Source organism: Vibrio sp. St2 (assembly GCF_947311885.1).
Lineage (GTDB): Bacteria > Pseudomonadota > Gammaproteobacteria > Enterobacterales > Vibrionaceae > Vibrio > Vibrio coralliilyticus.
In genome coordinates this window covers 48,885-62,960 of record NZ_CAMZNA010000016.1, presented here as the reverse complement: position 1 = coordinate 62,960, position 14,076 = coordinate 48,885, and the positions used below count along the sequence as shown (strand labels likewise).

At 47.3% G+C, this 14,076-nt stretch carries 11 protein-coding genes and 1 tRNA gene; 3 read left to right on the top strand and 9 right to left on the bottom strand.

The genetic code is table 11. The features are described 5' to 3' along the window. Positions 1-2 precede the first annotated feature (2 nt). The 7 genes from QMA41_RS24015 to pncC form a co-directional block, all read right to left on the bottom strand. Positions 3-95: transfer RNA gene (locus QMA41_RS24015), tRNA-Ser, on the bottom strand. A 183-nt stretch (positions 96-278) separates the two neighbouring features. Further along, a complete protein-coding gene (gene csrA / locus QMA41_RS24010; protein ID WP_006963114.1) occupies positions 279-476 on the bottom strand; it encodes a carbon storage regulator CsrA in 198 nt (65 codons plus the stop codon). A 92-nt stretch (positions 477-568) separates the two neighbouring features. Further along, positions 569-1,756: an aspartate kinase gene (locus QMA41_RS24005; RefSeq protein ID WP_281630776.1), complete on the bottom strand. Its 1,188-nt coding sequence runs from the start codon at positions 1,754-1,756 to the stop codon at positions 569-571. Between the two features lie 194 nt (positions 1,757-1,950). Continuing rightward, positions 1,951-4,533 carry an alanine--tRNA ligase gene (alaS, locus tag QMA41_RS24000; protein ID WP_281630775.1) on the bottom strand — a complete coding sequence of 861 codons (2,583 nt, stop codon included), beginning with the start codon at positions 4,531-4,533 and terminating at the stop codon, positions 1,951-1,953. A gap of 141 nt (positions 4,534-4,674) precedes the next feature. Continuing rightward, the gene (gene recX, locus QMA41_RS23995) at positions 4,675-5,139 is read right to left on the bottom strand and encodes a recombination regulator RecX (RefSeq protein WP_281630774.1); all 465 of its coding nucleotides are present in this window, start codon (positions 5,137-5,139) and stop codon (positions 4,675-4,677) included. A gap of 84 nt (positions 5,140-5,223) precedes the next feature. Continuing rightward, positions 5,224-6,270 carry a recombinase RecA gene (gene recA / locus QMA41_RS23990; RefSeq protein ID WP_031343405.1) on the bottom strand — a complete coding sequence of 349 codons (1,047 nt, stop codon included), beginning with the start codon at positions 6,268-6,270 and terminating at the stop codon, positions 5,224-5,226. A 180-nt stretch (positions 6,271-6,450) separates the two neighbouring features. After that, positions 6,451-6,954: a nicotinamide-nucleotide amidase gene (pncC, locus tag QMA41_RS23985; RefSeq protein WP_281630773.1), complete on the bottom strand. Its 504-nt coding sequence runs from the start codon at positions 6,952-6,954 to the stop codon at positions 6,451-6,453. Positions 6,955-7,038: 84 nt separating this feature from the next. Here pncC and mutS point away from each other — a divergent pair, with 84 nt between their 5' ends. Continuing rightward, the gene (gene mutS / locus QMA41_RS23980) at positions 7,039-9,603 is read left to right on the top strand and encodes a DNA mismatch repair protein MutS (protein ID WP_281630772.1); all 2,565 of its coding nucleotides are present in this window, start codon (positions 7,039-7,041) and stop codon (positions 9,601-9,603) included. A 52-nt stretch (positions 9,604-9,655) separates the two neighbouring features. On the opposite strand, the gene lptG is transcribed toward mutS, so the two are convergent. Both lptG and lptF read right to left on the bottom strand, forming a co-directional pair. Continuing rightward, a complete protein-coding gene (lptG, locus tag QMA41_RS23975) occupies positions 9,656-10,726 on the bottom strand; it encodes an LPS export ABC transporter permease LptG (RefSeq protein ID WP_006963120.1) in 1,071 nt (356 codons plus the stop codon). Between the two features lie 3 nt (positions 10,727-10,729). Further along, entirely contained in the window at positions 10,730-11,833 is a 1,104-nt protein-coding gene (gene lptF / locus QMA41_RS23970; RefSeq protein ID WP_006963121.1) for an LPS export ABC transporter permease LptF, read from the bottom strand. 191 nt (positions 11,834-12,024) lie between these two features. On the opposite strand from lptF, the gene pepA reads away from it, so the two are divergent. Continuing rightward, positions 12,025-13,533 (top strand): leucyl aminopeptidase, encoded by a 1,509-nt coding sequence (gene pepA / locus QMA41_RS23965; protein WP_019277979.1) that lies wholly within the window; start codon positions 12,025-12,027, stop codon positions 13,531-13,533. Between the two features lie 52 nt (positions 13,534-13,585). Then, entirely contained in the window at positions 13,586-14,035 is a 450-nt protein-coding gene (locus QMA41_RS23960; protein WP_006963123.1) for a DNA polymerase III subunit chi, read from the top strand. The last annotated feature ends 41 nt before the right edge of the window (positions 14,036-14,076 follow it).

Sequence of the window (14,076 nt, the reverse complement as noted above, 5' to 3'; positions counted from 1 at the left end):
AATGGCGGTGAGGGAGGGATTCGAACCCTCGATGCGGCTACAAACCGCATACTCCCTTAGCAGGGGAGCGCCTTCAGCCTCTCGGCCACCTCACCGTCTTGCGGAGGCACATATTACGATTTACCGAAAATATGTCAAACATTTTCTTGGCAAAATCAGCAAAAAGTTGGCCAACCGTTGGCTATTTAATCAAAGCGATGCTAATTCGCTCTTTTTGCTATAAATATGCCTATCAACAATACAAAAAAGGCTGACATAATGTCAGCCTTCTCGTGTAATTAGTAGTTGCCTGATGCAGTGTTACCATTACCTTTTTCTGCCTGAATGCGCATGTAGATTTCTTCACGGTGAACAGACACTTCTTTCGGTGCATTAACACCAATACGTACTTGGTTACCTTTCACGCCCAGTACTGTGACTGTGACTTCATCACCGATCATTAGAGTTTCGCCAACGCGGCGAGTTAAAATTAGCATTCTGTGCTCCTTGAGTAATCTCTGATTTTTCTTGCTACGAGGCTATTATCCAACAAAAGTTATATTTTCGTAAACTCTATTCTCGAGCCTAATTAACCTAAAAAGGCATGTTTTTGTTGGCAGTCGAGCGCCTCTGCAGAAGTAATGTAAGCATCATGCAGTATGTTTGCCGCTTTGTCGACGTATTCTGGAGACAACACCAACATCAACGACTGTGAATTCACTGCATAATGCATCACATCTATCCCCTGTTCAGACAACAAGGCATAAGACTGTTCAACCAATCCTTCGACCTGAAGACCTACTGCTGTGAGTAGGCTAACCTCTTCACTATTACGGATTTTGTCACCGAACACCAGTTCCAGCTTGGCATAAGCATCGTGTTTTATCACCGCACCTACCCATTCTGCATGGTCGATCACATTCCAAATCGTGACACCCAGCATCTGACACTGTTTCTCTAAGCCGCTGAATGCATCACGGTCAACCTTCAGCATTGTCAGTTCACGCTGGATTGCGACCCCACAGATCGCCTTTTGGCATTCACTGCCCTTGACCAAACTGCCTGTATTGCCATCAAACGTGGAGAGAACACGCAGTGGCACATTATGTAGCCAAGCGTACTGAACCGAAGGAAGGTGGAGCACTTTCGCTCCTTTACGTGCCATTTCCTCCATGGAAGGAAAATCAATCACATCCAACTTCTTGGCACTAGGAACCGTGCGAGGATCGCAAGTATAGATACCGTCGACGTCAGTAAAAATTTGGCACTCTTCTGCTTGCAGAGAGCCCGCCAAAGTGACGGCACTGGTATCAGAGCCCCCTCGGCCTAACGTGGTGATATCCCCATTCTCATTCATACCCTGAAAACCCGCGACAATGACAATATTGTCTTGCGCCAGCCATGATTCAATTGTTGAGGTATCAATGTGTTTAATCGTCGCGTCATTGTGTTGATTGTCCGTCACAATGTTCGCTTGTGCTCCGGTAAGTGAGCGTGCGGCATAACCTAGTTTATTCAGAGTCATTGCCAGCAGTGCCATCGACACCTGCTCACCAGCAGAGAGCAAAACATCAAGTTCTCGGGCAGTTGGCACGCTGTCTACCTGCTTTGCCAGATCCAATAGTCGGTTTGTCTCTCCAGACATAGCAGACACAACGACTACAACTTGATTACCATCATTTTTCGCCTTAATGATGTGCTCAGCGACTTTGTGGATCCTTTCAATTGAACCCACAGAGGTTCCGCCAAACTTTTGCACGATAAGGGGCTTTTTCACCAGTCTTCACCTTCCCAAGACCAAAGTCTCATTAGGCCACATTCAATCAATTGAATATTGTTTGCAGCATTAATAACAAAAACCAAGCTGCTTAATCAGCACAGAGTAACTGAGCTATTAAACCACTTGGTTAGTAGAAAAAAATTACGCCCAATCAAACAATTGATTGAGCGTATTTATATACAAATCAGATTTTACAGGCGCTCTTCAAGCCATGGCTGAACAGACTTAATTGCGTCAGGAAGCGCTTCAACGTCTGTGCCACCAGCCTGAGCCATGTCAGGTCGACCACCACCTTTACCGCCGACTTGCTCAGCAACCATTTTCACTAAGTCGCCCGCTTTAACTTTGCCGATAAGATCTTTTGTGACACCCGCAATCAAACCAATCTTCTCACCATTGATGTTCGCCAGCATGACGACACCACTGCCCATTTGGTTCTTGATGTCATCAACCATAGTACGCAGGTTCTTAGGATCAGCATCTTGCATCGCAGCGATAAGGACTTTAACACCGTTGATTTCTTGAGCTTTACCCATGATGTTTGCACTTTCCGCAGCCGCCATCTTGTCTTTCAGCTTTTGGATCTCTTTCTCAAGAGCTTTCGCTTTAGATACAGACTCTGCAAGCTTCTCTTCGTACTTAGCTTGTTGCTGCTCGATTGCGTCTAGCGCAGCTTCTCCAGTGACGGCTTCAATACGACGAATACCTGCGGCAATACCACCTTCAGATGTGATCTTGAATAGACCGATGTCGCCGGTGTTCTCTGCGTGGATGCCACCACAAAGCTCTGTCGAGAACTCACCCATAGACAGTACGCGAACTTCGTCGTCGTACTTCTCACCGAACAGTGCCATTGCGCCTTTCTGCTTGGCAGATTCAATGTCCATGATGTTGGTTTCGATGTTGTGGTTGCGACGCACTTGTGCGTTAACCAGACGCTCAACTTCTTTCAATTCAGCTGGTGTTACCGCTTCTAGATGAGAGAAATCAAAACGTAAATTTTCAGGCTTAACAAGCGAACCTTTCTGCGTTACGTGCTCACCTAGTACATTACGCAATGCAGCGTGCAGTAAGTGCGTAGCAGAGTGGTTTAGTGAGATAGCTGCGCGACGCTCAGCGTCCACAACCGCTTCTACATCATCACCTTTCGCCAAAACGCCTTCAGCAAGAAAACCATGATGTGCGATGGCGTTACCAAGCTTCTGGGTATCTTGTACGGTGAACACACCAGATTCAGTCTTCAATACACCTGCGTCACCACACTGACCACCGGACTCGGCGTAGAATGGCGTTTCACCTAGGATAAGAATGGCTTGATCGCCTGCTGATAACGACTCCGCTGCTTCACCTTCAACGAAGATTTCCACAACTTTACTCTTGCCTTCAGTACCCGTGTAGCCACAGAACTCAGAATCTACATCAGACTTGATGGTCGCGTTGTAGTCAGTACCAAACTGGCCTGCTTCACGAGCACGTTGACGCTGCGCTTCCATCGCCTTTTCGAAACCGGCCTCATCGATGGTGAACTCACGCTCACGAGCTACATCGTTAGTAAGGTCTGCTGGGAAACCGTAAGTATCGTACAGCTTGAAGACGGTTTCGCCATCTAACACTTTACCGTCTAGGTTATCGAGAGCTTCAGACAGAATTGTCATACCACGTTCAAGCGTGCGTCCGAAGTTCTCTTCTTCGATACGTAGCACTTTTTCAACAACCGCTTGTTGCTTTTTAAGCTCTTCGCCCGCAGTACCCATCACTTCAGCAAGCACACCAACCAGTTTATGGAAGAATACGCCCTTCGCACCTAGTTTGTTACCGTGACGAACTGCACGACGAATAATACGACGTAGTACATAACCACGACCTTCGTTTGAAGGCATAACGCCGTCAACGATCAGGAATGAACATGAACGGATGTGGTCAGCGATAACACGTAGTGATTGATTTGATAGGTCTTCGTAACCGATGGTTTCTGCCGCAGCTTTGATTAGCTTTTGGAATACATCGATTTCGTAGTTTGAATGAACACCTTGCATGATTGCAGAGATGCGTTCAATACCCATGCCTGTATCAACAGCAGGCTTAGGAAGCGGTTCCATTGTGCCGTCAGCATGACGGTTGAACTGCATGAATACGTTGTTCCAGATCTCGATGAAGCGGTCACCGTCTTCTTCCGGTGTGCCCGGACGGCCGCCCCAAATGTGTTCACCGTGATCATAGAAAATCTCAGTACATGGACCACAAGGACCTGTGTCACCCATTGTCCAGAAGTTGTCAGACTCGAACTTCTTGCCGCCTTCTTTATCACCGATGCGGACAATTTTGTCTGCTGGAATACCGACTTTTTTGTTCCAGATATCGAATGCTTCGTCATCTGTCTCGTAAACCGTGACCAGTAGGCGATCTTTTGGCAGTTGCAGTGTTTCTGTCAGGAATTCCCAAGCGAATGCGATTGCATCTTCTTTGAAATAGTCACCAAAACTGAAGTTACCCAACATTTCAAAGAAAGTATGGTGACGAGCGGTGAAGCCAACATTTTCAAGGTCATTGTGTTTACCACCTGCACGTACACAACGCTGAGCCGTAGTTGCTCTCGTGTAGGCTCGCTTTTCGGCGCCTAAGAAGCAATCTTTGAATTGGTTCATACCTGCGTTAGTAAATAGCAGGGTTGGATCGTTATGTGGAACCAACGATGAACTGTCTACGATTTGGTGTCCTTTGCTTTCAAAGAACTTGAGGAACGAATTACGAACCTCATCAGTGCTCATGTACATGCAGCTCTTCCTGAAAATAGTCGAGTTAGAATTTTGCCGTATTGTAGATCAAGCAATCAGCCACGACTAGCTTTCTTGTAGAAAAGAGCCTTTTCAACGCGAATTTCGCAACAAATCAAAAAATGAGCGCATAAACACTGTTTATGATCCGTCTTCATTACTCAGGGCATAGCTGATTTGTTCAAAGCTGTAGCCGCGATATTGAAGAAATCGCACCTGTTTTGCATACTCTTTCTGATCTTTCGCTTTGACGCCTTTGAACTTTTTTTCGGTAGCCTGTTTCGCCAACTCAAACCAGTCTTGAGGCTCCTCTTCAAATGCCTTTTCAATAACGGACTCACTGACACGTTTCTGATTGAGCTCCTGACGAATACGTCGCTCACCATGACCTTTGTATACATGCTGTCGGATCTGGCTTTTGGTGTAACGAAGATCGTCTAAGTAATTGTGTTCAAGACAGAAGTTAACCGCTTCTTGAATCGCCTCTTCTTCATAGCCTTTCATCGCAAGCTTCTGATAAAGCTCATACTCACCATGATCACGCCGACTAAGCAGTTGAATGGCAGCTTCTTTACTGGATAAAGTGGGAGGTTTGCGTTGAAACATAAGCACTTAAAGATTATTCGGTTACGCTAAATACAACAAAGCCCCGCAAAATTGCAGGGCTTCAAAACTCTGAGCTATCAGTGCTTATAGCTCTTCTTGCTCTGGCATTTCACCTAGCTCAGCGTCGTCTGGCTGGATTTCTGCCGGTGTTAGCAACAACTCACGCAATTTCGTATCGATTTGCTGAGCCGCCGCTGGGTTTTCACGTAGGTACTTGCATGCATTTGCTTTACCTTGGCCAATCTTATCGCCATTGTAGCTATACCAAGCGCCCGCTTTTTCAACCAACTTATTCTTCACGCCCAGGTCAATCAGCTCACCTTCACGGTTAAAGCCCGCGCCGTACATGATTTGCGTTTCCGCTTGTTTAAACGGTGCTGCGATCTTGTTCTTAACCACTTTAATGCGAGTTTCGTTACCCACCACTTCGTCGCCTTCCTTGATAGAGCCTGTGCGGCGGATATCAAGACGAACAGAAGCGTAGAATTTTAGTGCATTACCACCTGTGGTCGTTTCAGGGTTACCAAACATCACACCGATCTTCATACGGATCTGGTTGATGAAGATACACATACAGTTTGACTGCTTCAGGTTACCTGTCAGCTTACGCATTGCCTGAGAAAGCATACGCGCCTGAAGACCCATGTGGCTATCGCCCATTTCGCCTTCGATTTCCGCTTTCGGTGTCAATGCAGCCACAGAGTCGACAACCATAACGTCAATCGCGCCAGAGCGCGCCAGAGCGTCACAGATTTCTAACGCTTGCTCACCCGTGTCTGGCTGAGAAACCAACAGTGCATCAATATCTACGCCTAGCTTCTTAGCGTAGACAGGATCAAGAGCGTGTTCTGCATCAATAAAAGCACATGTTTTACCTTCACGTTGTGCAGCAGCAATCAGCTCAAGAGTTAGTGTCGTCTTACCTGATGACTCTGGGCCATAAACTTCAACGATACGACCCATTGGCAGACCACCAGCACCCAATGCGATATCAAGAGAAAGTGAACCTGTCGAGATGGTTTCAACATCCATAGCGCGGTTATCACCAAGACGCATAATAGAGCCTTTACCGAATTGCTTTTCAATCTGACCGAGCGCAGCGGCGAGCGCTTTCTGTTTGTTATCGTCCATCACTTTCTCCGATTTGTTCATCAACGCATTGATGATCTTTGAATTCTTCTCTTCTTCCCCAGAATCCTCTGAGGCAATCAACGAAAATTATTATACTGTTGATTCATACAGTGTCTATAGCTGTGTGAATTTTTTTTAGATTTAGATCATATCTCTTTAATTTTATTCACTTTTAAATTCTCAGCCAGAATATGTGCTGCGTTGTTCCAACTCTTCGTACAGTACTGTCATCGCCACTTCAACGGCCTGCTGGCGAACCTCAGCTCGATCACCATCAAAGTGATAAGTGGCAACTTTCAGCCAACTGTTTTCATCGGCCCAAGCAAAACAAACCGTTCCTACTGGCTTTTCAGTGCTACCACCTCCTGGCCCCGCAATACCACTGATTGAAACACCAATGTTGGCATTAGAATGTTCAATCGCACCTCGTACCATTTCAATCACAGTCTCTTCGCTGACAGCGCCATGAGAAACAAGCGTCGGCTCCGTTACGCCTAACATCTCCATTTTCGCTTCATTACTGTATGTAATAAAAGCACGGTCAAACCAGGCCGAACTGCCCGCAATATCGGTAATTGCGGCTGATACACCACCACCAGTGCAAGACTCTGCTGTGGTAAGGATTAAATTATGATGATTTAGGTGTTCACCTAGTTTTTGAGATAGTTTTTGCAATGCCTTCATATTTAAAACTCTCATTGTGACTTTTCGCCAATCAGTGATTCACGTATCCTAAGCCGCAATAGAAATAAACAAAAGATTTTAACCGTGAAAGCTGAACAAAAACACACTCCCATGATGCAGCAGTACCTCAAATTGAAGGCTGAGAATCCGGATATATTGCTGTTCTATCGAATGGGAGATTTCTATGAGCTTTTTTATGACGATGCCAAGCGTGCATCTCAGTTACTTGATATCTCGCTGACCAAACGTGGAGCCTCCGCTGGAGAACCCATTCCTATGGCTGGTGTCCCATTTCATGCGGTAGAAGGGTATCTGGCTAAGCTCGTTCAGCTCGGTGAATCAGTGGCTATCTGTGAGCAGATTGGTGACCCAGCCACCAGTAAAGGACCGGTGGAGCGCCAAGTCGTTCGTATCGTGACTCCGGGAACAGTCACTGATGAAGCGCTGCTTTCAGAACGGATTGATAACCTCATCGCAGCGATTTATCACCACGATGGTAAATTTGGCTATGCCACGCTGGATGTGACCTCTGGCCGCTTCCAACTGATGGAACCGGAAACCGAAGAAGCGATGGCGGCCGAACTGCAACGAACTGCCCCTCGTGAACTGCTCTTTCCAGAAGACTTCGAACCTGTAGAATTGATGGCCGCGCGCAACGGTAATCGTCGTCGCCCGGTGTGGGAGTTCGAACTGGATACCGCTAAACAGCAGTTAAACCAACAGTTTGGTACTCGTGATTTGGTTGGTTTCGGCGTGGAACAAGCACATCTCGGGCTATGCGCCGCTGGCTGTCTGATTCAGTACGTGAAAGACACTCAACGTACCGCTCTACCACATATCCGCTCCCTAACTTATGATCGTCAGGATCATTCCGTTATTCTCGATGCCGCCACTCGTCGCAATCTGGAGATCACTCAGAACTTAGCTGGCGGGACTGACAATACACTCGCAGAAGTCATTGATCATACTGCGACGCCTATGGGTAGCCGAATGTTGAAACGTTGGCTTCATCAGCCAATGCGTGACATCAATACACTCAACCACCGCCTAGATGCGATCAGTGAACTGAAAGAACTGACTCTGTTTGCTGACTTACACCCAACCCTCAAACAGATTGGCGACATCGAACGTATCTTGGCGCGTCTTGCTTTGCGCAGCGCCCGCCCTCGTGACATGGCGCGCTTACGCCATGCTATGCAGCAATTGCCTGAGTTGGCAGAGACAATGGGCACGCTTGCTCATCCTTATCTCACCAAGCTAGGGCAATATGCGGCGCCACAAGAAGCCGTTTGTGAGCTGCTTGAACGTGCCATTAAAGAGAACCCACCGGTGGTGATCCGAGACGGTGGCGTGATTGCTGAAGGGTACAATGCCGAGCTCGACGAATGGCGAAAACTCGCTGATGGTGCGACTGAGTATCTGGAAAAGATGGAACAAGATGAACGTGAACGCCATGGCATCGATACGCTCAAAGTCGGCTACAACAATGTTCACGGATTCTTCATCCAAGTAAGCCGCGGACAAAGCCACCTAGTACCTCCGCACTATGTGCGCCGTCAAACGTTGAAAAATGCAGAGCGCTACATCATTCCTGAGCTGAAAGAGCATGAAGACAAGGTTCTTAATTCCAAATCGAAGGCACTGGCGCTTGAGAAGCAGTTGTGGGAAGAGCTGTTTGACCTTTTAATGCCCCACCTAGAAAAACTGCAGAATTTGGCTTCAGCTATTTCCCAAATAGATGTGCTGCAAAACCTTGCAGAGCGGGCGGATAGCTTAGATTACTGCCGACCAGTGATGAGCCAAGAACCTGGTATTCACATTCAGTCAGGGCGCCACCCTGTCGTCGAACAAGTAATGGATGAGCCATTTATTGCCAATCCGATAGAGCTCAACCCACAGCGTAAGATGCTGATCATCACCGGCCCGAACATGGGCGGTAAATCGACCTACATGCGCCAAACTGCCTTGATTGCGCTAATGGCCCATATCGGTTCTTACGTACCGGCTGAATCGGCTCAAATTGGCTCTATCGATCGCATCTTTACCCGTATTGGCGCATCCGATGATCTCGCCTCTGGCCGTTCTACCTTCATGGTAGAGATGACGGAAACTGCCAACATTCTCCATAATGCGACCACCAATAGCCTAGTGCTGATGGATGAAATCGGTCGAGGCACCAGTACTTACGATGGTCTCTCACTTGCTTGGGCGAGTGCTGAATGGTTGGCAAAAGAGCTTGGTTCAATGACCTTGTTTGCCACCCACTACTTTGAGTTGACCGAGCTGCCAAACCAGATTCCTCATTTAGCGAACGTTCACTTAGATGCAGTGGAACACGGCGATACGATAGCCTTCATGCACGCCGTTCAAGAAGGTGCAGCGAGCAAATCGTACGGCCTTGCTGTAGCTGGGCTGGCTGGTGTGCCAAAGAGTGTCATTAAAAATGCCCGAGCAAAACTGACTCAGCTTGAGCAACTCAGTCAAGGAGAAAGCAGCAGCGCCACCAGCAGTGCGGTCGATATTGCTAATCAACTGAGTCTTATTCCGGAGCCAAGCGAAGTGGAAGAAGCTCTTTCTGGCATCGACCCTGACGATCTAACGCCACGTCAGGCACTGGAAGAGTTGTACCGACTGAAAAAGTTGCTTTGATAAACAGTAAAACGGCTGCCATTGGCAGCCGTTTTTATTTCAGATGCAGTGTTTAGAGCTTTCTTCTCAAGAGGGCTAAAGCCACTGTCAGAAAGACAATACTTGGCATCACAGCACCAAAAACTGGCGGGATACTGTAAACCAGACTGAGTGGGCCAAAGAACTCACTGGAGATATAGAAAGTAAAACCTGCCACTACACCAGATAGAATACGAGCTCCCATGGTAACACTACGCAGTGGCCCAAAGATAAACGACAGCGCCATCAACATCATAACGGCAATGGAAAACGGCTGAGTCACTTTCCGCCACAGGGCCAGTTCATAACGCGAAGCATCCTGCTCTGAAGCTTTCAAATAAGTCACGTAATCATAAAGACCACTGAGTGATAACTCTTCGGGTTTCACTGTCACGACAGCGAGCTTGTCGGGTGCTAAAGAGGTCGTCCAACGATACTCAGGTAAACTGGTTTTGGTGATTTCCACTTCATCCGCCATTTCAGTCAACTGAACATCTTTCATCACCCAAGTGTTGTCAGATAAGTAATCCACTTCGGCCGCGTGCACCACGCTTTCCAACTGTTTATCGTCGTTGTAGCGCCACATGCTCAAACCGTATAGCTTGTCGTCTTCAACTTTACCGATGAAGATAAAGTCGTTGGCATCCCGGGCCCACACACCAGTTCGTACTGACATTATCGCACCACCAGATGTGGTAAACGCACGCAGATCGCGCGCCATTTTCTGTGCCTGAGGTGCCCCCCACTGACCAAGTAAAGTCACCAGAACCATCAGAGGAACCGCCGTTTTTAGAACCGACAGGCCGATATCCAGCTTAGAATAGCCAGCGGCCTGCATCACTACCAACTCGGAACTTGACGCCAGCATACCTAAGCCGATCAAAGCCCCCAGTAATGCTGCCATTGGGAAGAACATTTCGATATCACGAGGAATACTCAGTAACACGTAAAACAAGGCTTGCAGCAAGTCATAACTACCCTGACCCACTTTGCGTAGCTGTTCAACGTATTTGATGATGGCAGACAGGCCAACAAAGGTCGCCAATACGAGCGACGTCGTGGCGATAATGGTTCTGCCAATATAAAGATCGAGAATTTTAAACACGGCTTATGCTGCCTTCTTTCTTTGTCTTAGTTTGTCTTTAAAGCGTCGCATTGGAATGCTGTCCATCGAATTGATCCCTATTGCGGTCAGCAGCAAGGCCGCGTTAATCGGCCACATACCGATGAACGACGGAATAGAACCATCTTCTAGTGCCGATTTAGTGGCACTGATCGAAAGGAAATATGCCAAATAGATGAGAATCGCTGGGCCCATTTTGGCGAAGCGGCCCTGACGCGGGTTAACTGCTGACAACGGGACGACCAACATAGTCAGAAGCGGAATACAGACAACCAGAGAAATACGCCATTGCAATTCGGCCTGAGCACGCGGATCTGGGTTAGATACCAACTGCATCGTCGGGATAGCTTCCCAGTCACGCCCTTTCGGCTTGACATCTCGCTGGCCAATCAGGCCTTCATACTGGTCAAAATCGGTCACCATGTAATCAACGCGCGTTGGTACACCTTCATAACGCGTACCATCGTACATGCGAATAACCTGACGCCCATCACTCAGTTCTTTCACCTCACCAGATTGCGAGAAGGAGACACTTGGTAGAATTGAATCACGTGGGCGCATCTGAGCCACAAACACATGCTTGAGCTGCTTGCCTTCAATATCGTCGATAAAGACTACAGAGGAACCGTCTGGAGTGCCCTGGAACTGACCTTTCTGCAATAGGTCAACACTGTTCTCCGCTTCCACTTCTTCCTGTAGCTGAATCAGCTTTTCCTGACTCATCGGAGAAAATACAAACGCATTGGCTGCAGCAATCACGCCAGTGATCACCGCAAGATAAAGTGCGGCGCGGATTAGAAACTTATTTCCTATTCCGGTCGCATTCATGACGGTTATTTCACTTTCTGCATACAGTCGGCCAAAAGTCAGCAAAATACCGAGGAAAAGACTCAATGGCAGCATCAAAAGCCCCATTGACGGCATGCTCAAACTCACATAGTGCATAACCAGACTGGCAGGAATATCTCCATCCGAAGCATCCGCTAAAACTTTGATCAATTTTTGGCTTAAAAACACTAAAAACAGGATAAAAAATATCGCTAACTGGCTCTTGAGTGTCTCGCGGATCAAATATCTAACAATAATCACGCTGAAATTACCTATACAAAACTTGTTTTTTTAATTGAATCACTATAATTTCCCGTTGAACCTTTTATTTTTAAATTTTTTGGCTAACTGTTAACGCGCTTATTTAAAAGTAGTTCCGATTAAGGAATCAACAAGTAAGACGCCATTATCTAACATTTAGTTCTATTTGTCTTCAGGATGTAGGAGTACGCATGGAGTTCAGTGTAAAGAGTGGTAGCCCGGAAAAGCAACGTAGTGCATGTATCGTTGTGGGTGTATTCGAACCACGTCGCCTTTCTCCAGTTGCTGAACAGCTCGATAAAATCAGCGACGGCTATATCAGTTCACTACTTCGCCGTGGTGATCTGGAAGGTAAACCAGGGCAGATGCTACTGCTGCATCAAGTACCAGGTGTTTTGTCTGAGCGCGTTTTGCTTGTCGGTTGTGGCAAGGAACGTGAACTGGGCGAACGTCAGTACAAAGAAATTATTCAGAAAACCATCAACACCTTGAACGAGACAGGTTCAATGGAAGCGGTATGCTTCCTGACAGAGCTGCACGTGAAAGGTCGTGACACATACTGGAAAGTACGTCAAGCAGTCGAAGCAACCAAAGATGGTCTGTACACTTTCGATCAGTTTAAGAGCGTTAAGCCGGAAACTCGTCGCCCGCTACGTAAGCTGGTCTTTAACGTACCAACACGTCGTGAGCTGAACCTAGGTGAAAAAGCGATCACACACGGTCTAGCGATCTCTTCTGGTGTAAAAGCATCGAAAGATCTTGGCAACATGCCGCCAAACATCGCCAACCCTGCTTACCTTGCTTCTCAGGCTCGTCGTCTGGCTGATGACTATGACACCATCACAACCAAGATTATTGGTGAGCAAGAGATGGAAAAACTAGGTATGACATCATACCTAGCAGTAGGCCGCGGCTCTAAGAATGAATCTATGATGTCTATCATGGAGTACAAGGGCAACCCAGATCCAGAAGCGAAACCAATCGTGCTGGTTGGTAAAGGTCTGACTTTTGATTCAGGCGGTATCTCACTTAAGCCTGGTGAAGGCATGGATGAGATGAAGTACGACATGTGTGGTGCGGCATCTGTTTTCGGTACCATGAAGTCTCTGGCGAAACTGAACCTACCAATCAACGTCATTGGTGTTCTTGCTGGCTGTGAAAACATGCCGGGCAGCAATGCTTACCGTCCAGGTGACATTCTGACAACGATGTCAGGCCAAACTGTTGAAGTACTTAATACTGACGCTGAAGGCCGTTTGGTTCTTTGTGATGCACTGACTTATGTTGAGCGCTTCGAACCAGATTGTGTTGTAGACGTAGCTACGCTAACAGGTGCTTGTGTGATTGCACTGGGTCACCACATTAGCGGCGTTATCTCTAACCACAATCCACTGTCTCATGAATTGGTTAATGCTTCTGAGCAAGCCAGTGACCGCGCATGGCGTCTACCAATGGCAGACGAATACCATGAGCAGCTGAAGAGCCCGTTTGCTGACATGGCAAACATCGGTGGTCGCCCTGGCGGTACGATTACAGCAGGTTGCTTCCTGTCTAAGTTTGCTAAGAAATACAACTGGGCACACGTCGACATCGCAGGTACTGCGTGGAAGTCTGGTGCAGCTAAAGGCTCAACAGGCCGCCCAGTCTCAATGCTTGTCCAGTTCTTGCTGAACCGCAGTGGCCAAGAGACAGAAGAGTAATTTATGAACAAATTCTAAAGGGCCGAAAGGCCCTTTTTTATTCGGAATGATTATGCCAAACGCGACGTTTTACATCATTAAGCCCGATTCACCGCAAGCCAATCGACAAGGCTTTGAACAATATGTTTTGTTTCTTGCTGGTCACTTTGCCAAACAAGGCGCTAAGGTGTATCTCCATTGCCATGATAAGCAGCATGCTGAGCAGTTAGCGGAATGTTTCTGGCAAGTCGATGCCGAACAATATCTGGCTCATAACCTCACTGGTGAAGGGCCGAAATATGGCACAGGCATTGAAATCGGATACCAAGGTGTTAAGCCCTCATGGAACCGTCAGCTGGTAATAAATTTGGCGGAAAATGAGACAACCTTTGCGAACAAGTTTGCAGAGGTGGTAGACTTCGTCCCTTGCGAAGAAAAAGCCAAGCAACTGGCGCGAGAACGATATAAAATCTATCGCCAAGCGGGTTATCAGCTACAAACGATCGACATCGCACACAACTAATGGTCAATCCTTATAGCTAAGCTCTCCTTCTAGAGAGTTCA